22 protein-coding genes are annotated in these 19794 nt (G+C 69.8%); 12 read left to right on the forward strand and 10 right to left on the reverse strand.

Translation table 11 applies throughout. The annotated features are described in order from the left end of the window. Window positions 1–110 precede the first annotated feature (110 nt). Both BMZ92_RS29270 and BMZ92_RS29275 read right to left on the reverse strand, forming a co-directional pair. Entirely contained in the window at window positions 111–668 is a 558-nt protein-coding gene (locus BMZ92_RS29270) for an HD domain-containing protein (protein WP_091514120.1), read from the reverse strand. An 11-nt stretch (window positions 669–679) separates the two neighbouring features. Beyond that, a complete protein-coding gene (locus BMZ92_RS29275; RefSeq protein ID WP_091514122.1) occupies window positions 680–1744 on the reverse strand; it encodes a helix-turn-helix domain-containing protein in 1065 nt (354 codons plus the stop codon). A 190-nt stretch (window positions 1745–1934) separates the two neighbouring features. Here BMZ92_RS29275 and BMZ92_RS29280 point away from each other — a divergent pair, with 190 nt between their 5' ends. Genes BMZ92_RS29280 through BMZ92_RS29295 form a run of 4 tightly spaced genes read left to right on the forward strand, consistent with a single transcriptional unit; the run spans window position 1935 to window position 3974 of the window. Then, complete coding sequence (locus tag BMZ92_RS29280; protein ID WP_245783322.1) at window positions 1935–2399, forward strand: glycine-rich domain-containing protein; 465 nt, start codon at window positions 1935–1937, stop codon at window positions 2397–2399. A gap of 15 nt (window positions 2400–2414) precedes the next feature. Then, complete coding sequence (locus BMZ92_RS29285; protein WP_091514125.1) at window positions 2415–3359, forward strand: phosphotransferase; 945 nt, start codon at window positions 2415–2417, stop codon at window positions 3357–3359. Next, window positions 3334–3651, forward strand: coding sequence for a hypothetical protein (locus BMZ92_RS29290; protein WP_143249974.1), 318 nt, complete (start codon window positions 3334–3336; stop codon window positions 3649–3651). Before BMZ92_RS29285 ends, BMZ92_RS29290 begins: the two co-directional genes overlap by 26 nt. An 11-nt stretch (window positions 3652–3662) precedes the next feature. Next, a complete protein-coding gene (locus BMZ92_RS29295; RefSeq protein WP_091514128.1) occupies window positions 3663–3974 on the forward strand; it encodes a hypothetical protein in 312 nt (103 codons plus the stop codon). A gap of 12 nt (window positions 3975–3986) precedes the next feature. On the opposite strand, the gene BMZ92_RS29300 is transcribed toward BMZ92_RS29295, so the two are convergent. Further along, a complete protein-coding gene (locus BMZ92_RS29300; protein WP_143249975.1) occupies window positions 3987–4844 on the reverse strand; it encodes a helix-turn-helix domain-containing protein in 858 nt (285 codons plus the stop codon). 274 nt (window positions 4845–5118) lie between these two features. Between BMZ92_RS29300 and BMZ92_RS29305 the strand changes: the two genes are divergently transcribed. Beyond that, complete coding sequence (locus BMZ92_RS29305) at window positions 5119–5388, forward strand: winged helix-turn-helix domain-containing protein (protein WP_091514132.1); 270 nt, start codon at window positions 5119–5121, stop codon at window positions 5386–5388. A 228-nt stretch (window positions 5389–5616) separates the two neighbouring features. Then, a complete protein-coding gene (locus BMZ92_RS29310) occupies window positions 5617–6378 on the forward strand; it encodes a DUF2637 domain-containing protein (protein WP_091514135.1) in 762 nt (253 codons plus the stop codon). On the opposite strand, the gene BMZ92_RS29315 is transcribed toward BMZ92_RS29310, so the two are convergent. The 4 genes from BMZ92_RS29315 to BMZ92_RS29330 all read right to left on the reverse strand — a co-directional run bounded on the left by BMZ92_RS29315 (window position 6343) and on the right by BMZ92_RS29330 (window position 9985). Next, window positions 6343–6720 carry a lipopolysaccharide assembly protein LapA domain-containing protein gene (locus BMZ92_RS29315; RefSeq protein ID WP_091514137.1) on the reverse strand — a complete coding sequence of 126 codons (378 nt, stop codon included), beginning with the start codon at window positions 6718–6720 and terminating at the stop codon, window positions 6343–6345. The genes BMZ92_RS29310 and BMZ92_RS29315 overlap by 36 nt on opposite strands. A gap of 99 nt (window positions 6721–6819) precedes the next feature. After that, window positions 6820–7377, reverse strand: coding sequence for a DUF5994 family protein (locus tag BMZ92_RS29320; RefSeq protein WP_177228920.1), 558 nt, complete (start codon window positions 7375–7377; stop codon window positions 6820–6822). 167 nt (window positions 7378–7544) lie between these two features. Continuing rightward, a complete protein-coding gene (locus tag BMZ92_RS29325) occupies window positions 7545–8537 on the reverse strand; it encodes an o-succinylbenzoate synthase (protein WP_091514139.1) in 993 nt (330 codons plus the stop codon). Continuing rightward, window positions 8537–9985 carry an NsdA family TPR-like regulatory protein gene (locus BMZ92_RS29330; RefSeq protein ID WP_091514142.1) on the reverse strand — a complete coding sequence of 483 codons (1449 nt, stop codon included), beginning with the start codon at window positions 9983–9985 and terminating at the stop codon, window positions 8537–8539. Before BMZ92_RS29330 ends, BMZ92_RS29325 begins: the two co-directional genes overlap by 1 nt. 221 nt (window positions 9986–10206) lie before the next feature. Here BMZ92_RS29330 and BMZ92_RS29335 point away from each other — a divergent pair, with 221 nt between their 5' ends. The 6 genes from BMZ92_RS29335 (at window position 10207) to BMZ92_RS37880 (ending at window position 14500) form a co-directional block, all read left to right on the forward strand. After that, window positions 10207–10707 carry a hypothetical protein gene (locus BMZ92_RS29335; protein WP_091514143.1) on the forward strand — a complete coding sequence of 167 codons (501 nt, stop codon included), beginning with the start codon at window positions 10207–10209 and terminating at the stop codon, window positions 10705–10707. 69 nt (window positions 10708–10776) lie between these two features. Further along, window positions 10777–11004 (forward strand): hypothetical protein, encoded by a 228-nt coding sequence (locus tag BMZ92_RS29340; protein WP_143249976.1) that lies wholly within the window; start codon window positions 10777–10779, stop codon window positions 11002–11004. Window positions 11005–11192: 188 nt separating this feature from the next. Beyond that, window positions 11193–12275, forward strand: a complete 1083-nt coding sequence (locus BMZ92_RS29345; protein WP_091514147.1) for a radical SAM protein — start codon at window positions 11193–11195, stop codon at window positions 12273–12275. A 35-nt stretch (window positions 12276–12310) separates the two neighbouring features. Continuing rightward, window positions 12311–12841, forward strand: coding sequence for a class IV adenylate cyclase (locus BMZ92_RS29350; RefSeq protein ID WP_091514150.1), 531 nt, complete (start codon window positions 12311–12313; stop codon window positions 12839–12841). A 105-nt stretch (window positions 12842–12946) separates the two neighbouring features. Continuing rightward, window positions 12947–13315 (forward strand): hypothetical protein, encoded by a 369-nt coding sequence (locus tag BMZ92_RS29355; protein ID WP_168213846.1) that lies wholly within the window; start codon window positions 12947–12949, stop codon window positions 13313–13315. Window positions 13316–13981: 666 nt separating this feature from the next. Further along, window positions 13982–14500 carry a hypothetical protein gene (locus BMZ92_RS37880; protein WP_218153569.1) on the forward strand — a complete coding sequence of 173 codons (519 nt, stop codon included), beginning with the start codon at window positions 13982–13984 and terminating at the stop codon, window positions 14498–14500. On the opposite strand, the gene BMZ92_RS29365 is transcribed toward BMZ92_RS37880, so the two are convergent. The 3 genes from BMZ92_RS29365 to BMZ92_RS29375 form a co-directional block, all read right to left on the reverse strand. Then, complete coding sequence (locus tag BMZ92_RS29365; protein WP_177228921.1) at window positions 14492–15811, reverse strand: amidase; 1320 nt, start codon at window positions 15809–15811, stop codon at window positions 14492–14494. The genes BMZ92_RS37880 and BMZ92_RS29365 overlap by 9 nt on opposite strands. Window positions 15812–15885: 74 nt before the next feature. Further along, complete coding sequence (locus tag BMZ92_RS29370; protein WP_091514156.1) at window positions 15886–17700, reverse strand: hydantoinase B/oxoprolinase family protein; 1815 nt, start codon at window positions 17698–17700, stop codon at window positions 15886–15888. Next, window positions 17697–19793, reverse strand: a complete 2097-nt coding sequence (locus BMZ92_RS29375; RefSeq protein ID WP_091514158.1) for a hydantoinase/oxoprolinase family protein — start codon at window positions 19791–19793, stop codon at window positions 17697–17699. Before BMZ92_RS29375 ends, BMZ92_RS29370 begins: the two co-directional genes overlap by 4 nt. Between the last annotated feature and the right edge of the window lies 1 nt (window position 19794).

The following is a 19794-nucleotide window of genomic DNA, read 5'->3' on the forward strand; positions in this document are numbered from 1 at the left end:
GTCGGGAACCAACTTCTCAATCACCACATCAGCATGCCCACACTTGATCAACTACGGCCAGCAGACGCGCCGATCATTTTGAAACGAGTTGTAAGGGGCTTTGCTCGTGCTTATCGGTCCCGCCAGGCGAGTGGTGACAGGGAGATCGCCGCTTCGGCGACGCTCCGGGCGGTTTCGGTGGTCAGGCCCTTGAGGGCGCTGTCGATCCAGCCCTGGACTCGCTGGACGCCGATCTCGCGGTATTCAACCGCCTGCAGGAGCATTTCGAGCTTGTCGGCGTCGCGGGCGCAGCGCGCCTCCGCGGTGTCGGCTGTCTCGTACTCGTCGACGGCGTCCCGGACGGAGGTGCGCGCGGCATCGGGCAGCTGGGAGGTCTGGTCGGCGGTGATCTGCCGGGGATCGGGTTTGGCGAGGTAGGGCTTGACGGTGTGGGGGAGGTCGCCGGTGCGGGTTTCCTGGGTGTCGTGCCAGAGGGCGAGGTAGGCGGCCCGGGCGGGGTCGACGCCTTCTTCGGCGGCCAGCAGTCCGGCCAGCTGGGCGACGCGCAGGGAGTGCTCGGCCACCGATTCGGGGTCGCGTACGCCGGCGTGCCACCAGCCCGAGCGCCGGATCCGTTTGAGGATGCCGAGTTCGTAGCCGAAGCTGGCGATGGCGCTGGCGTGTGACACGCGCGGTTCTCCTAACGGTCGGCGATGCGGAGGGCGTAGTGCAGGCCGGCGAACTGGTCCCGCTCGGCGCGGGTGAGTTCGTCGGTGGACAGGCCCACCTCGACGGCGTCGGCGAGCGGTGGGCGCAGGTGGGGCCAGTCGGTCAGCAGTGACGGGCGTGAGGCTATCAACGTGAACAGGGTGTGCAGGTTCAGCGGTAGGTGGGGCGAGGACGGTGCGACGCGGCGGGTGAGGTGTTCCAGCAGGTGCATGCCGCCCCAGGAGCGGGGGTCGGCGTGCAGCATGAAGGCGTCGTCGACGTGGTCCTCGCGCAGTTCGCCGATCCAGTAGGCCCAGTAGTTCAGGTTCGCGACGTCCGGAGTCGAGCCTGTGGTCATGGCGGTGGTGAAGTCGCGCAGGACGTCGCCGTCGCCGCGGCCAGCCAGGGCGACTGAGGCGGAGCGGGTTTCGAGTAGCCGGTTGACGTTGTCGGTCTGGATGGATTGGCGGCTGGCTCGTGCCCACTCGCCGCGGAGCCAGTCAACGCTGGCGGGCCGTTGGTCGAAGCTGAGCAGGTAGACCGCTTGGCGGCGCAGCAGGGTTTGTTCGGTGCCGGAGGCGCGGTCGGCGATGGTGAGCAGGTGGTCGAAGAAGCGTTCTCGCTCGTCGGCGTAGAGCACGGGTTTCGAGGCCGACGGTCCCCGTCGCCGTGCAGGCGTCGCGAGTGGGCGGAGTTGCTCGGGCAGGATCCCGGTGACCGGCCAGGTGATCAGGTTCGTCAGCGACCGGCGATGCACGTTGTCCGCCAGGGGATGCTGCGCCGGGTCCAGCCAGGCCGGACCGGCGTCTACCGCCGCGGCGAGGACCAGGTCGGCTTCGATGGCCTCGTGCAGATGCCGGCCCACCGAGGCCGGCGTGCCGAGCCGGGTCAGGGTGGACCGGAGCCTGAGGAAGTCGCGGGTCTGCATCGCGGCGAGGGGCCTGCGGCCGGATTCCCACCCCTGCACGGTCGTGATGTCGACGCCCGCGGCTTCGGCGAACTGGTCTTGCGTCGCGTTCGCGGATTGGCGGGCAAGCTTGAGCAGGAACCCCGCCACGACGCCCAGGCAGCGTGATCCCTGACTGCCGGTCGGTGTTCGTGACGTCCTCGCCATGCGTTCGCCCCCAGGTCGAGCCTCCGTCGCTGCCGCAACCCGTACTGGCAGTGCGTTCTGCCGCGGCCGCCCCGATCGTAACGTGTTCTCAAGCGATTACGGCGAGTGATCGCACACGCCGAAGGAGGACACGTTGACAGCAGTACTGAGCACCCCGATGACCGGCCAGTCCCTGATCGAGCCGACCTTGTTCGAGCGGCTGGTGAACCGGATCGTCGCCGAGCACGACCTCAAGCGGGGCCTGGCCGAACGCATCATGGACCAGGCGCTGGCCTTCCTGGCCGCGTGCGCCCGCAACACCGGTGATCCGCTCGCGCCCAGCGAGCTGGTGGACATCGGCTGGCACACCTTCGTCCTGCACACCCGCGACTACGCGGCCTTCTGCGAGCGGATCGCCGGCCGGTTCCTGCACCACGTGCCCACCGTGGACCACGACCCGGCCGCCAGCGGCGAAGCCGCCAGCGAGACGGTGGCCCGGACGGTGGCGGCGATCGAGGCAGCGGGCTTCACGCTCGACTCCGAGCTGTGGCCGCAGGCGGCTGGGTGCACCGGTTGCCACAATGGCTGCCACGACGACCCGCCGCCGGCCCGCGACTGACAAGGGAGCTCTACGATGCCTCGCAGCACCTGGGACGAGCTCCCCGCCACGGTGCAAGCCGCGATCGAACGCAAGGCCGGGCTGGTCGCGCGCGCCGAGATCCCCTCGGCGGGACGCAACTCGGACTTCTCGGCCACGTTGCACCTGCACTCCGGCGGAGTCGTGTTCTGCAAGGGCATCGCCGATGCCGAGGGCAAACGCGGCGCGGTGCACCGCCACGAGGCGGACATCAACCCGTGGTTGCCCTCGGCCCTCGCGCCGCGACTGCGCTGGCGCATCGAGGCCGACGGCTGGCTGCTACTCGGCTTCGACCGCGTCACAGGCGCCCACGCCGACCTCACACCCGGCTCACCGGACCTGCCCGTGGTGGCCGACGCCATGGCAGCGCTGGGGCGCGACCTCGCCGACTGCCCAGCACCCGCACCCCGGCTGGCCGATCAGTGGGCACGACTCGCACCCTGGCGACGGCTCGCCAAGAACCCGCCACCCGGGATGTCGGTACCTGAGCAGCTCATAGCGTGGGAGGCGCGAGCGGTCGAGGCCGCCGACGGGCACGACCTGGTGCACACCGACCTGCACTCGCTCAACATCCTGGTCGCCGGGCGGCAAGCCACGATCATCGACTGGGCGTGGTCGCGCACCGGATCTGCGGCGGTCGACGTGGCGTTCCTCATCGCCCGGCTGATCGCCGCCGGCCACACCCCGCCTGCTGCCGAGGATTGGGCCGAGGCGCTCCCGGTGTGGCAACGAACTCCACCGGCCGCGCGCACCGCGCTGGCGGTCGAGATCTGGGGCATCTGGCAGTACCAGGCCGCGCAGCAGCACCGCGACCTGTGGCGCATCCTCGTCCCGGCCGCCCGCGCCTGGGCCACGCACCGCCTGGGCGACAACACGGGCGTCGAACACCAGTTCGATGACGTGTTAGCCTCGGGACATGAACGTGGAGGGCCTGACCGGTGAGCACTACGACGGGCTCGTCAACTACCGCGTCGATCCCCACGGTGAGCGGGTCGTCGTCCTGCCCGCGATCTGCAGGGCGGGCCGACATTCCCTTGTCGTGGCGGGATACCGCGCCGTTGCCGACAGTGCTGGCGTCGCTGTCGAGTGCCAGGCGTGCCGGGCCGAAGGCGTTTCTCCGGCAGCGTGGCACTTCGGCACGGCCGGGCCACTCGCCGCGCGGGCCGAGTTCGATGACCAGCCGTACCTCGATCGATGGACTCGGTCGGACGCTGCGCGCCCGGGCCGGAGGTAGGGGGTCTGCGGATGCTGCACAGCCCGTACACCCGGTTCAGGGGCGACGACGACCACGGGCGGGCCCCCGTCATCACACCGGTCTGGGTTCGGCTCGACGCCATCTACCTGCGAGTGCCGGGCGCGCCCGTGCACACCGTCGTCACTGGACTGGACATGACCGGTGAGGTGCCCGGTCGCCTGACGGGCTGGTTCTCCACCGCGAAGGGGGACTGGCTCGGCGTCGTCGACTTCGACATCCCGTATGCGGACGCGCGGCGGAACAAGCTCGAGGTCGTCGACCAGCTCGTCCCGGCCTACGCCCTACGTCGCCGCGACGACTGACCGCGGTCTGTCTCATGGTGACGGGGTTCTCAACTCCCGGAGAACATCCTCGAGGTGCCGACGAGTTTCCGCCGGCGTCAGGGCTAATCGCGCGAGCGTGGCACGAAGCTGTCGGTAGCGTCCGACGATTTCGCGATCGGTCAGGAGGGTGACCGCCCCGAGGTGCTGGATGACGACGGCGTCCTCGCCATCGTCCCGGTCGTAGAGCGCAAAAGGGCCAAGCTGCCCGTCATGCCAATCCGGACCCTCGAGTACGAGACGCACCGCGGCCCATCGCTGGTCGAGGACCTCGATCAACCGCTGAACCTGCTTCGCCATGACGGTCACCCCGCCGACGCGCCAGGTGAGTGCCGGTCGGCCGAGGAAAACTTCATACTTGGTTCGTCGGTGCTCGACCACTGCGGCCTGGCGTTCGGATTTGGAGGGCAAGTCGCTCATATCGGATGTAACGTGACGGGCGTAATCGTCACTCTGCAAGAGATCGGGGATGCGCAGAGGTGACCACTCTGTGATCGAGGTGGCTTGCTTTTCGAGCTCCATCGCCTTGGCGGTTTGATGTGAAATGCCGAAAAGGCCGGGGGTGCCACGGTTCGGGGTTGCCCGTTTCGGAGTGACCCACGCCGCGACCTGGAGCAGGTCTGCGCGTGCTTTACCCGTGATTCCCAGGGTGTCGGCGAGCGCTTTCGTCTGCTCGCCGGTCGGGACAAGTGTGCCGTCGAGCCACCGGCTCACGGTGGTATGCGAGACGCCGAGCTGGCGACCGATGTCTCGCGTGGTGGGCCGAGGTGAGCAAGCTAACCAGTGCGAGCGCAGAAGACGTGCGAGCGGCTGGCCGTCGAGCTGCTTCGCCGTATCGGGGTGCCTCGGCATGGGCCAAGAGTACCGAGAAAGACCTTTGTCAGAACGACCCGGATGGGCTATTGCCCCTTCTCGCTGCCGCCATGCACCGTTGTTTGGTGCGTAAGTTTTCGCACCAAACTTGGAGGGAAGATATGTGGCGATGGATTTCGCGTATTTGCGGCGGTGTGCCTTCTGCGACTAGGAACGGTCGATCGCAGCATCGTCCTCGCCACGCGATGCCTGAACGTGTGAAGGTGGCGCTCAACGAAGAAAACGGCTGGGGACGCGTTCGCCGGAGTCGGCGATGACGGAGGATCAGCGAACCCCGCAATATCTCTACCGGACGGTTTTCGAGCAGTTCAAAGCCCGTATCGAATCCGGCGAACTGGCGCCCAACACGCCGCTTCCGGCCGAACGGCGTCTGGCAGCGGAACTCGGCGTCGCGCTGGGCACCCTTCGCCACGCGACTCAGCTCTTACGGGAGGAGGGACTCGTCGTCACGGTGCCGTCGAAGGGGACCTTCATCCGCGACACGCGGCTGAAGTCCGCCGAGGGTGCCGGGGCGCGATCTTGATAAATGCGAAGTCTCGCCGCTCCGCCTGTGCGGCCGCGAGTGGATGACTCGCGGCCGCAGAGGTGTCGTTGTCAGTGACCGGCGCTCTGCCCGCCGTCGACGTGCAGGATCTCGCCTGTCACGAACGGACCTAACGCTTCAGCATACGAACCGCGAAGTGCTGGTCGAAGGCCCTGAGATCATGATCCGCCCGGTGGGTACGCGCCGACAGATGGCGGGTGGTTCCCGATGAGCGCGGCGGCTGCCCCGGCTCGGCGGGACCGCGCTCTGTGGGTCCAGTGCGCCTGTACGGCACTGGTCGCCTTGGGCGCGGCGTACGCCTCGTATCGGCACGGGCGCGAGTTCGCGTTGCGGTTCGGCGCGGACGAGGCCACGGCGGCTATCTGGCCGTTGATCGTGGACGGGTTGTTGACCACGGCCACGGTCGAGCTGTGGAAGTCCGGACAGGGCCGCCGTGCGGGTGGTCGGTGGGCGGCGTGGTTGGCGTTCGTGTTCGGCATCGTGCTGTCGCTGTGCGCGAACGTGGCGGCGGCTCCGGAGTTGAGCGTGTTCGCCGTGGCGGTGGCGGCGTGCCCGCCGCTGGCGCTGCTGCTGGCGGTGGAGTTGCTCAATCGTGCGCTGAAGCGGCACCGCGCCGAGACCACTAGCGAGACCAGCGACGAGACCGCCGAGACGAGCGAGACCGGCGACAAGATGACGTCCGTGGTGCGTCTCGCGGCGATCCCGGACGACTCTCGCCCGGCGGAGCCGACCGCCGAACAGCGGATGTGGGCGTACTACGTCACCGAGCGATCGAAGGGCCGCACGCCGACCGGCGCGGAACTGGACCGGATCGCGGGCACGAACAACTACGGCCGCCGAGTGTTGCGCCGCTGGCGCACAGTGGGCGGCCCAGCAGGGACCAGTGCCACGCGCGTGGCCGCCGCAGCGCCTCGTCGCCTCGGTGTGGACGGCCTACCGGCGCGTGACTCCGCGCAGGCGTCGGCGTAGCTGCCAGATTCGCAGCGATCCGGCGATCGCGGTCAGCAGCACACCTGCCACGGCGGCCAGCAGCATCGCCACTGCCAGGGAGACGTGTCCGGTCGCGCCGAAGTAGGAGATCTGCACCGACTGCGTGTTCTGCAAGATGAAGATCAGCAGCAACACGAGCACGGCGGTGAACACGATGACGCCGATCCAGGTGGCGCTGGTGCGGGTGCGCCGCAACGGGCTGCGACCGACCGGGCCTGCTGCTAGTGGGGCAGTCTCGGCGACCGGCGCTTGCGGCGGCGGGGTCGAGTCGGCGGGCGTGGGGTGGGACTGTACGAGCCTGGTGGCCGACGTATCGGTCATGAGATGCCCCCTCTCTTAGGTGAGGGGCTACCTGTCCCACCCTACGCCGATCTGCGCGCGTCCACACACGCCGCATCGTTCGAACGAGAATGCACCGGCTCAGGCGGGGGCGTGGAGGTGGCCGCCCTCGGTCTCCCAGCGCTGTTCCGGTGCTGGCTCGGCCGTCCTGGACGTCGTGCCCAGCGGGCTGCTGTCGCCGGTCGACGGGGTGACGCCGTTGCTGGCGAGAATGTCCGCCACGCTGGCGGTCGAGTCGCTGGCTGCGGCCGAGCGCAACACCGCGCGCGCCGTCCCGCCGGGTGTACCCGGAGGGACCACCAACAAGCTGACTCGGCGACCGTCCGAACCGATCACCTCGACGGTGTGCGTGTCCATTGACCGGAAGCCTCCGAACCGCACCACCCGTCCCTGAACCGGCATCTTCCGCGCCACCGCGTCCCATGTGTCGAGGTGGTAGGACATCCGGCTGACCGGCCCGACCGACGCCCCGAGCGCGACGACCAGAGCGGGAAACTCGGCGGCCGGATCATTGGAGTGCGGCCACCAACCGCCATCGACAAACCCGCGCGCCGCACCGGCCGGTTTCATCTGCAACCGCACGACCACACCGATCTGATCGACTGGGGCTGCGTGGGAGCGATTCTGAGCCGAGATCATCTCGGCGCTCCTGCCTCCGACCCGCCAAGCGGATCGGGGATAGCTACTGCGCCCGAGGCGGCACCCACTGCCCGTGGATACGTGGTCGCCTCCGGTACCTTCCAGCCTACGCCGAACACCTGCTCACACCCCGGCGATCTCTCACCACGGAGGGGCGGGCGTGGTGCTCAGTCGGAACCGGCGGCGTGGTCGAGTTCGGCGCGGACGCGGGCCAGCCGGTCGCGCCACCACGCCGCCTGTTCGGTGTCGGTCAGCGCGTAGGTGTCAAGTAGGGCGGGGTCGGGCGTGGGCGGTGTGCGGGGTACTGGGAGGTAGCCGCCTGCCGGGCGCAGCGAGTCGGCACCGGCCACGACATCGCCTTCCAGCAGCGAGAGCGTGCCGAGACCGCAGGCGAAGTCGAGTTCGGGCAGCGCCCCGGCGAGGGCGAGTTGCGCCGCGAGTCCGACGCTGGTTTCCAGCGCGGAGGAAACCACGCAGGGCAGCCCGGCGGCTTCGGCGACTTGCAGCGAACGCCGCACGCCGCCCAGCGGCGTGCACTTGATCACGGCTACGTCCGCCGCGCCCGCGACCGCTACCCGCATCGGATCTTCGGCGCGGCGGATGGACTCGTCGGCGGCGATGCGCACGTCGACCTGGCGGCGGACGGCGGCCAGTTCCTCGATGGTGCGGCAGGGTTGCTCGACGTACTCCAGTCCGCCCGCTGCCTTGTCGAGCGCTCGGATGGCGGTGACCGCGTGGTCCACGTCCCAGACGCCGTTGGCGTCTACGCGGATCGCCCCGTCCGGGCCGAGCGCGTCGCGGACGGCTTCCACGCGGGCGAGGTCTTCGGGCAGCGATTCGGGGTGGTCGGCGACCTTGACCTTGGCGGTGCGGCAGCCCGAGCGGGCGGTGATCTCGTGAGCGCGTTCCGGGCCGACCGCGGGGACGGTGCAGTTGATCGGGATGCGGTCACGTACGGGCTCGGGCCAGCCCACGGTGCACTGCTCGATGGTGGTGGCCAGCCAGGAGGCGGACACGGCGTCGTCGTAGTCGGCGAACGGGCAGAACTCGCCCCACCCGGCAGGGCCTTGGATCAGCATCCCCTCGCGCACGGTGATGCCTCGGAACCGGGCGCGCATGGGGATGGCGTAGACGTGGGCGGCGTCGAAGTCGATGGTCATCAGGTGGTGGAGTCCTCGTCTCGGCGAGCGCGGTTGCGGGTCAGCAGGTCGGTGATGCGCTCGTCCAGTTCGCCGAGGTGCCGTGAGCTGGCGCGCAACGGTCGGACCTGTCGTTGCAGCGTGCGCAGCCGGTCGAGCGTGCGGGTGGAGCTGACCTGTGCGGCGGTGCGCACCGCGTCGCGTCCGAGCGCTGCGGCGTGTTCGTAGTCGCGGCCGACGAGGTGGGCGGTGGCGAGGTCGGTTTGCACGAAGCAGCGGCTGCGGACGCGCCACGGTTCGTAGGTGTCCATCGCTTGGCTGATCAACCGGGTGCCCTGCTCGGGCTCGCCCACGTCTCGCAGGCAGCGGCCGAGGTCGGCGGCGAGTTCGGCTTCGGTGTAGAAGGCCAGCCAGGTGGGTTCGTCGTCGGCACGGGCGCGCTCGTAGCAGCGCTCGGCTTGCAGCACGGCGGTGCGGGTGGCGTTGGCTTCGCCGAGCAGGGCGTGCCCGCGTGCCTCGACGGCGTGTAGCAGGGCGGACAGCACGGGGGTGGCCTTGCCGTCAGTGACGCTGTGACCGGCGCGCGCGAGCGCGATGGCTTGGCGGGCGTGGCGCAGCCGGTCGTGGTCGGTGATCGCGCCGTGGCCGATCTGCACGGTGAGGCGGCTCATGTGGGACAGCACGTTGGCGGCGTAGAGCCGGTCACCTGCGCTCATGGCGAGGTTGAGCGTCTGGATGTAGTAGCGCTGGGCCAGCGAGTGGCGGCCCACGTCGGCGGCCATCGAACCGGCCAGCCAGGAGGCTTGGGCGACCGCGCCGAGCAGCGCTTTGCCGGTCTTCTCCGAGTAGCTGCCGTGCATGACCGTGCTGGCCTCGCGGTGCAGCAACTGCACGATCTGCTCACGGACGCGGCCCGAGCTGTACCGGTGATCGAGGCGGCGTAGGTGGGCGATGTTCTCGGTGATGATCTCGACATCGGGCATCCCGATGCGTTTGCCCGCGACCCGCGCGGTGTTCTCGGTGGGCGGCACGGTGAGCGCGAACAGCGCGGGCTCCGAGAAGGCCGCCGCCGTGAAGGCGGAGCCCAGCAGGAACTTGCGCCGATCCATGTCCCGTCCCGACAACTCGACAACCGTGCGAACCGTGCCGTCCAGTGTGCCTGAACACTGGAGCCCGTCGTACCGATCATCGGATGCCGGAGTGCGATCGGCAAACCCGCACTCGGTGACGCTGATCTCGCGGTGCAGGTGGCGGGACAGCACCTTGGCGACGAGCCGGGGCACCGGCCAACGTGGCTGGGAACCGTCCAGCATCCGCTTCACCGAGGTGGTGTTGGTTCCGACGTGCACGCCTTCCTCCGCGCCCGCCGTCACCACGGCGCGCGCGAGCGCGGCGTTGCTCATTCCGGCCTCGTCCAGCAGCGCACGCAGCGCGGTGTTGCTGTCGCCCGCTCGGCCGTCGCGGCCCATCCCGGTCACATCCTGGCGTACTCGTCCCATTGCTGGCCGTAGTCGATCGTGGCGCACCGGCCGATGTCCTGTGAAGCCCCGCGTGCGAAGTGGGACCGAAGTGGGACCCCTGAACAGCAAGCGGACGCAGTGCCACGCAACCCTGACTGCCGTCTAGCTGAGCTGGGCGTTTGTCTGGTGGTGACGGATCACTGACCGACCGTTGCCAAGGAGGCTAGACAATGGCCACGCCGACGATCACAGCCGCACAGGGCGGCAACGGGCCCCACCAAGAGCAGCCCCTGTCCGGGCTGACCGCGACCGCTGCCCACTACGCAGGGTGGGAATGGCTGGTCCTGCGAGCCGATGATCGGCTGCTGCTGACCACCAACGAACGGGTCAGCGCGGTCGAGCTGCCCGCCGCGATCGGCGCCGAGGTACAGCACTACCTCACGGTGCGGATGCTCGCCGGACCGGTGGTCGCCCTGCCCGGCGTACCGCGCCGTTGGCTGTTGCTCACCGAGTCCGCGGACGAGTCCGCCCCGGTCAACCTCGTCCGGCTGCGTGCCCGTGGCGCGCTGACGCACCGCTGCGGGACCTTGGTACCGCTGCCGCCGAGCCGCCTGGAATCCGGCGTCGTGACCTGGCAGGTGCCTCCGTCGCTGGACGGCCCGTCGTTGCCGCCGTTCACCGCCGTGGTCGCAGCAGTCCGCGCGGTGACCGAAACGGTGGGACTGGCGTGACCGCCGCGCATCGCCGCGCATGAGCGGATGGGCGAGCCGATGTGCGTCTGCGGTTGGCAACTCGTCGCCGTGACGGTGCTGCTCCAACTCTTGATCCTCGGATACGGCGAGATCGAGGGTCGCCGCCGCAGCGCGGCCGACCTGCGGGCGTTCCGGCACCGGCAGGTGGACGGCACACCCGCCAAGCACAGCCCCACGGCGCGACACCGCACGGGCGAACCCGTGAAGTCCCTGCGTGCCCGCCACGACGCCGAGACGCTGCCCTACTACCCGTCGTCGTCCCGCAAGACCACCTGACCGCTCCGGCGGCGCAGGCGCGGCCCCTCCCGCACCTGGCCCCTGCGCTGCCGGAGCACCCCACGCGGCACGTCGCCAGCCCGTACCCCGACCGGGCTCGACGTGCCGCACCCGGCACCCGGCGTGATCCCCCGCGCGCCGGGTGCCGGTCTCCCGATCCCACCGCAACCACGGAAGGGCCACCTCCGATGTTCCCCACCGGCATCCCTGTCCACGTCGAGAAGGACAAGACGGCGCGCGTGAAGATCCACGATCCCTGCGGGCTGACCTGCGACTTCTGTCACAACGAAGGCACCCCGGTCGTGGTGGACAACCGCCGCCGGCCGCTCGGCGACTTCACCACCGCCGGCCCCAGTGGGCGCGTGTCGATCTACGCCGCCACCAACGGCGCGGCATTCCTGCCCGCCGCAGTCCCCGACAACGAGCAGTTCGGCGAGGCGCTGACCGTGTTGGGCGACGCCCTGGACCTCAGCGAGGTGCATCTGACCGGTGGTGAACCGACGTTGCATCCCGCCGTGGCGCGGCTGACGAAGATCGCGGTGGACGCCGGGTTCCAGGTCGGGATGACCTCCAACGGTGAGCGCGGTGACCGGGTACTCGCCGACTGCGCCGCCGCTGGGCTGGACCGGGTGAACTTCTCCGTCTTCGGCACCACGGCCGCCGAACTCGCCGAGGTCCAGCACGCCCGCTACCGCGACCCCGACCGCGCACAGCGCAAGATCGACGCCCTGAAACGCTCCATCGCCGAATGTGAGGCGCACGGGATCAAGGCCGGCGCCAACATCGTGGTGCTCGACCACAGCCACGCCCCGCGCGTGCACCGCCTGCTGGACGAATACTCCCCGTACCTGTCGGTGCGGCTGCTCAACTCGCTGGACCACGGCCCGGTCTCGATCGAAGCCATCGAACGCATCCTCGCCGAGCGTGGCGCGGTCGCCGAGGCCCACTACATCACCGCTGGTGTGTCCGGCGCACGCACCGCCTACCGGCTGCCGGACGGACGGCGGGTGTTCTTCAAGCAGATCCGGCCCGTGCGGCTGCCCGACACGTGCGCCGGGTGCCGGTTCAACAACGACACCGACTGCCAGGAAGGCTTCTACGGCGTGCGGCTCTACTACGACCGCACCGGCCGCTACCAGGTCGGCGTGTGCATCCAGCGCATGGACCTGTGCATGCCGCTGGACGAGTTCGTGACCAGCCCGAAGCGCGCCGAGATCCTCGCCCTGCGCGAAGCCGAGTACCAGCGGCTCACCACCCGCCTCGCCGGATAACGTCCACCACTGATCACCATCGGAAGGAGCCCGCAGTGCCCATCGAGCACGAAGCCAAGATCCTCGACATCGACCCCGACGCCATGGAACAGCTGATCCTGGACAAGGGCGGCCAGAAGCTCGGCGAGCGGTTCATGCGCCGCTACGTCTACGACATCACCCCTGGCGACCAGTCCAAGTGGATCAGGCTCCGCGACACCGGCGACGAGACCACGCTGACCGTCAAGCAGATCACCAGCGACGCCATCGACGGCACCCACGAGATCGAAGTGGGCGTCGACGACTTCGCCGCCACCAACGCACTGCTGAACGTGCTCGGCTTCACCGCGAAGTCCTACCAGGAGACCAAGCGCACCAGCTTCATCCTCGACGGCGCACAGGTCGAGATCGACACCTGGCCCCAGATCCCCCCGTACTTGGAGATCGAAGCCGGGTCCAAGGACGAGGTGGTCAGGGTCGCCGGACTGCTCGGCCACACCGAAGCCGACCTGACCGGCGAAAACACCATCACGATCTACGCCCGCTACGGCATCGACCTGAACACAATCCCCGAACTGCGCTTCTGACCATCGCCACCCGTCCACCGCGTCCGCACGCCCGCGCACTGCCGATCGGCCCTGCGGGCGTGCGGCCCCCGCACGCCCACCAGGAGCCCGCCAACCGTGAGCGCCATGCCCGCGCAAGCAGCCCAAGAGCTGGGCCGACGCCTCCACACCGCAGGCTTCCGCCCGCTGCCCGACGTCGATGACGACGGCGGGTTGATCGGCACCCGGCTCTGGCGCGTCCGAGCCGGATACGTCGAATACCTCGCGCTGCGCCCCAGCGGACTCGCGCACGCCGTCCGCGCCGAGGCCCGGTTCGACTATCGCCGCCCCGCCGAACACGGCGCGGTGGTCGAACACCGGTTCGGCCACGCCACCAACGCCCTGAACTGGCTACTGAACAGCGCCGACACCACAGGTGGGCGACTGCCCCGACCCTACGCCCCGCCCGCCAGATCGTGGCCGCCGAGCGAGCCCGACCCCGACGAGATCAACTGAGAAACGAGCCGCCAGCCATTCACCCGGCAACTCACTGGGCAACTCATCGACCATTTCCTAGGCAACCCAGAGCTGCCGGGGTACACATCTGGCGTTAGTAGCGGTTGACCTGCGGTTTCAGTCGTGCGGTCGTGCTACGCGGGTGCCCGATTGGCCTTATATGGCCACCCGTGGTGCGGCGTACACACATCCACACAACGACCGGAACACGCCGGGCGGCTACGGCAACATCGACTGTTGACGGCTGCCGAGGACGGATGCTAGCCTAATTGGCCGATCCGCTGTCGGCTCGGGTCTGCGCAGGCAGATGGTCGAGGCCTCGCCGAGGATCGGCAGAACGTGTCCCGCACCGTGACGCGCCTTGGTGTCGTCGGCGTCGTTGTGACGCCGAGCCAAGTGTTTACCGCGTCCACCGTGATCGTGCGGGCCGGTCGGTGTTGTCGGTGTCTCCCCTCGGTGGTGGTGATCATGGTGCGCGAGCGTGGCGCGGGTTCCGCGCCCGGCCGAGACGGCTGGTTGGTGGGTGCACGTGGGGGTTCACATGGGGATTCCGTTGGGGATTCCGTTGGGGAGTCCTCTCAGAGTTGCCGACCCGACCTGCCGGGTTCCGGCCGTGTTGTTGCAGGTCAGCGCGTCGTAGTAGGCGCGGCTACGGTGCCAGACTCGATGGACAACTGTCCTCATGACACATCCTCGGGGCTGCGGCGGCGCGTGACGGCGGCGGCCGTGGCCGCTGCGGGCGGCCGTCTGACCGACCGGGATCGCCGCATCCTGGCCCTGCTGGACGAACACTTCACCTTCACCACCTCACAGCTCGCCCTGCTCGCCGGGTTCGGCTCGGTGATCACCGCACAGCATCGGCTGGCCGCGCTGCACGCGCGGGGCGTGCTGCACCGCGACCGCCCGTTCCACCAGCAACCTGTCCCACCCGGGCGTGGCTCCCACGAACCTTCTCGGCGCCCGGCCCGACCTCGGTCGCGACCGCCCCACCCCGCGCGCCCGTCTCATCCGCGCCCTGTCCGCCTGTACGGCCCGAGCGGCGTCGGGCACTTCGCCGGCCCACCGGCCGAGCAGAAGCTCTACTCCCGACTGCGCGACGCCGAGGACGCCCGTCGACTGTGGACGGTCACCGAGGAGCTCACCGGCGTGCGCTTCCCCGCCACCGAGACCACGGCGTCAGCCTGAGACCGGCCCGCCGAGGGCGGCCTCGAACCCGGCCGCCGCACGCAGCAACACGTCCTCCCGCCACGGGGCCGCCGCCAGGTGCAGCCCCACCGGCATCCCGGACTCCGGATGTCGTCCACACGGGACGCTCATCGACGGGCCGCCGTACATCGCCCACACGTAGGTGAACCGGGCGAGGTCGCGAGTGGACGCCGCCAGGTCGACGGCGTCCGCGCGGGGCACGTCGACCGGGATGGTCGGGCACACGACGACGTCGACGCGGCTGAACACCTCGCTCGCGCGCGCCTGGAAATCCCGCCGCCAGCGGCGGGCGCGCTGGGTGATGTCCTCCGGCGTGCCGGCGCCGATCCGCAGCCGGCGCAACACGTCCGCGTCGATCGAGCGCGGATCGGCCCGCATGCGCTCCGCGTGCACGCCCGCCGCCTCCGGGTACATGATCTCGAGCATCCGCTCCTGCGCCGACTCCGCACCCGCGACCGTGACCGGCGTCGCCGTGGCACCGTGCCGGGCCATCAGCTCCGTCGCGGTCGCGACCACCCGCCGCACACCCGGTTCGACGCCGTCCGCGAGGAATCCCCCGGCGACCCCCACCCGCAGACCGTCGAGCCCGGCGCCGAGCAGCGCGTCGACCGGTGTCCGCTCACCGGGCACCGCGGTGGGGTCGTCGGGATCAAACCGGTCCAGCGCGGCAAGGACCCGCGCGACCGTCCGGACGTCGCCCGCGATCGGCGTGACCGTGTCGAACGACGGGCTCACCGGAAACACCCCGCGGTTGGACACCCGCCCCACTGTCGGGCGCAACCCGACGACCCCGTTGACCGAGGCGGGGATCCGGCCCGATCCGCCGGTGTCCGTGCCGAGCGCGGCCTCGACCAGCTCCGCCGCCACCGCGACCCCCGAACCGCTGCTGGACCCGCCCGCGATCCGGTGCCCGTCCCGCGCGTTGCGGCAGTCGCCGAACACCGCGTTGCGTCCGGTGGCGCCCATGGCGAACTCCGCCATGTTGTTCTTGCCCAACACGACGGCACCGGCGTCGTCGAGCAGCCGGGTGACCGTGGCGTCCCGCGCGGCCGGGACGCCACCGTGGTGCGCCGAGCCCGCGGTGCTGCGGACACCGGCCACGTCGATGTTGTCCTTGAGCGACACGGTCAGACCGTGCAGGCTCCCCCGCCGCGCGGGTGGCGTCGCGTCCCGTTCGTCGGCCTGCCACCGCGCGCGGTCGGCGAGCACCGCGATGAACGCGCGCAGATCCCGATCGCGTTCCCGCGTGCGCGCCAGGTACCGCTCGACTCGTTCCCGGACCGGACCCACCTGGTCTCCTTTCCCTGCCGAAAAACCGGGTCCGCCGGGACGCCGGGGTACCGGCCGCCCCGGCGGACCCGCGATCACGCCGCCTGCCGCGACGCGCGCGCCCTGGCGGTCGCGTCCTCGTCCACGGTCATCGTCGATTCGTCGATCACCACGCCGTAGTGGCGCTCGGCATCGGCGACGGTGACGAAGTCGTCGAGCACGTCCTCCAGCACGAGCGCGGGTTCCCGCAGCAGCGGATCGCCGTACCCGCCGCCGGAGGGCATCCGGATCTCCAGCGTGTCGCCTGCCGCGCAACGCTCCTGCGTGACCTTCGAGTACAGCGTTTCCTCCCGCTCGGTACCCACGTTGCGGGTGAACGCACCGGGCAGACCGTCGTGTCCGCCCGCGAGCCCCTTCGGCGGGTCGTTGCGGTTGTCCGCCTCGGACCCGATGAAGGTGTCGGTGAGCATCCGCCACGTGCGGACGCTGCCGATACCACCCCGGTACTGGCCGGGTGCGGGCGGTTCGTCGCGCAGTTCGTAGCGTTCGGCGATCATCGAGCGGTTGAGCTCGAGCTCCTCGATCGGGTTGTTGCGGGTGTTGGCCATCAGGGTGTCGACGCAGTCCAGGCCGTCCTTGCCGTTGCGCGCCCCGTAGGAACCCTCGTTGATCTCGATGTACACCCAGTACGACTGGCCGTCCTCGGCGAGACCCGAGTAGGCGATGGCGCACAGCGCGGCCGAGGACCCCGCCACCGCACGGTCGGGCAGAACATCGGCCAGCGCGATGTTGATCGAGTCGAACATCCGGTTGATCTGCGAGAACCGCGCGAAGCACGACGCCGGGAAATCCGGGTTGAACAGCGTGCCTTCCGGGGCGTAGGCCTTGGCGGGGCGGAAGCAGCCGTCGTTCTGCGGCACGTACTCCTCGGTCAGCGCCTCGTCGAGCAGCAACGTGCGCACCGCGGAGGCCACCGTGGGCAGCACCGAACCCTCGAACGGCACGTTGAACGCCGTCGGCACCTGCCCGTGCGAGCCGGTGAGGTCGACGACGACGTCGTCGCCGGTCACCTTGACCTTCACCGCGACCGCCAGCGGGACCTCGCGGTTCTTGCCGTCGTCGTCCAGGTAGGACAGCGGCGCCTCGTACTCGCCGTCCGGGATCTCGCGCACCCGGCGGCGCAACATCTCCTCGGAGTAGTCCATCCACTTCTCGGCGGCCGACATCACCACGTCGACGCCGTAGCGCTCCAGCAGCTCGACGAACCGCCGCTCGCCCAGCCGCGCGCACGCGATCAGCGCCTCGAGGTCTCCCGCGTTCTGCTCGGGGGTGCGCACGTTGTCCAGGATGTGCTGGATCAGCGCGTCGTTGCGCACGCCGGCGTCGTAGATCTTCGCCGCGTCCATCAGCTTGCCCTCGGCCCAGACGTCCACGACGTCCATGCACAGACCGGGGAAGTTGCCGCCGATGTCGGACACGTGGCCGGTGCAGCCCGCGAACCCGACGTGGCGCCCGCCGAAGAAGATCGGGATCACGATGCCGTAATCCGGGGAGTGGGCGGCACCGTGGTAGGGGTGGTTGTGCAGGATGACGTCGCCCGGCTGGTAGGTGCCGGACAGCCTGCGGTCGATGCCACGGATGTAGGCCGGGATGGATCCGCAGTGCATCGGCGTCGAGTCCGATTCGCACAACTCACGGCCGTTGACGTCGAAGATGCCCGCACCGAGGTCCTCGGACTCCCGGATCAGGCTGGAGTACGCCATCCGGTAGAGGATCTGCGCCATCTCCTTGGCGATGGAGTCGAGCGCACCGCCGATCACCCGCAGCGTGATGGGGTCGACGTCGACGCGGACGAAGTCGTCCGGGGCGACGCCCGCGAGGGTCTCGCCCGCCGGGTTCAATGCCGTCACCGCTGACCTCCCTGGCTGTTGTCACTGGTCTCGATGATGATGTGGCCGACGCGGTCGACGGTCGCGCGCTGCCCCGGCCCGATGATGGTGGTCGAGTCGAACTGCTCGACGATCGCGGGACCGTCGATCACGTTGCCCGCCTTCAGGCGGTCCCGGTCGTAGACGTTCGTGGTGAACTCCGCGGGCTGGTTGCCCTCATCCCAGAACAACGTCTGCGTCGTCGCCTTCAGCGCGCCCGACGGGTCCGGCCCGCCCGCTTCGACCTCGGCGAGCGGCACGTGCCCCACCTTGCCGACCGCGGCCACCCGCACGTTCACGAAGTGCACCGGCTTGTCGTCGAAGCGCTGCAGGTAGGTGCGTTCGTGCACCTGGTGGAACGACTCGGCGGCGCGCGCCACCCAGTCGGCGTCCACCGGGCCGTCGGGCGCGGGCACGCGCAGCTCGTAGCCCTGGCCGATGTAGCGGCAGTCGAGGCTGCGTTCGATGACGACGTCGTCGGGCGAGAGTCCGTCCGCGGTGACCTGCTCGACCACCTGCGCGGACAACCGGTCGATCTCGGCGGCGATCCGGTCGGTGTCCGGATCGGCGGAGGAGGTCCACACCGTCGCGGGCACCTCGACGCGGATGTCGGTGGACAGCAACCCCATCGCCGAGGCGATGCCGGGGTGCGCGGGCACGATGACGCGGGGGACGTTGAGCTGCTGCGCGATGTGCCACGCGTACAGCGGCCCCGCGCCGCCCTCGGCGACGAGCGAGAAATCGCGCGGGTCGTAGCCCTTGCGCACCGAGTGCAGGCTGATGGCTTCGGTCATCGCGTGCGCCAGGATCTGGAAGATCCCGATCGCGGCGTGCTGGACGCTGGTGCCCAGCTTGGCGGCCACGTGTTCCTCGATCGCCTTGATCGCCAGGTCGGTCTCCACCCGCATCGCGCCGGACAGGAAACTGTCCTCGCGCAGCCACCCCATGGCCACCATGGCGTCGGTGCTGGTGGGTTCGGTGCCGCCGCGCGCGTAGCAGGCCGGTCCGGGCACCGCGCCCGCGCTGCGCGGACCGACGCGGAACATCCCGCCCTCGTCGATGAAGGCGATGGAACCGCCGCCCGCGCCGATCGTGTCGACCTCCGCCATCGGCACCATCGCGTGGTAATCGCCGATGCGGGTGTCGAGCAGGTGTTTCATCCGCAGCTTGCCGTCGGCCGCCACGCCGATGTCGGCCGAGGTGCCGCCGACGTCGAGGGTGATGACGCTTTCGTACCCGGAGGCCTTGCCGATCGCGCACCCGCCGAGCAGGCCCGCCACCACCCCGCTGGTCAGCAGCGACACCGGGTGCTCCACTGCGCGGCGCGAAGTGATCAGCCCGCCCGCCGACGTCATGAGCCGCACGTCGCCGCGCACACCCGACTCGCGGGCGGTGTCGACGAGGTTGGTGACGTAGCCGGACACCTTCGGCCCGACGAACGCGTTCAGCGCCGTGGTGGAGAACCGCTCGTACTCGCGGTACTGCGGGGCGACCTCACTGGACAGCGAGATGAAGACACCGGGGTACTCCTCCTCGACGATGCGCTTGACCGCCTGCTCGTGCACCGGGTTGCGGTAGGCGTGCAGGAAGCACACCGCGATCGCCCGCACCCCGTTGGCCTTGAGCACGCGGACCTGCTCGCGCACGCCGTCCTCGTCCAGCGGCGTCAGGATCTCGCCGGCCGCGTTGATCCGCTCCCGCACCACCCGCCGGTTGCGGCGCCGCACCAGCTGCCACTTCTGCCACGGCAGGTCCTGGTACGACGAGTAGTTCAGGGGGCGCTTCTTGCGGGCGATGTGGAGGATGTCGCGGAAGCCCTCGGTGGTGATCAAGCCGACGTCGGAGCCGTTGTGCTCCAGGACGATGTTGGTCGCGACGGTCGTGCCGTGCAGGAACTGGTCGAGGGCCTCGACGGACACGCCGACGCGCTCGGCCAGCTCTCCGACGCCCGCGACGGTGGCCACGGACGGGTCCTGCGGTGTGGACGGGATCTTGTGCACCGCGATGGTGCCGTCCTCGTCCCAGTACATGAGGTCGGTGAACGTGCCACCGACATCGACTCCGATGCGTTTCATC

It is taken from the genome of Amycolatopsis sacchari (genome assembly GCF_900114035.1).
In the GTDB taxonomy this organism is placed as follows: domain Bacteria; phylum Actinomycetota; class Actinomycetes; order Mycobacteriales; family Pseudonocardiaceae; genus Amycolatopsis_E; species Amycolatopsis_E sacchari.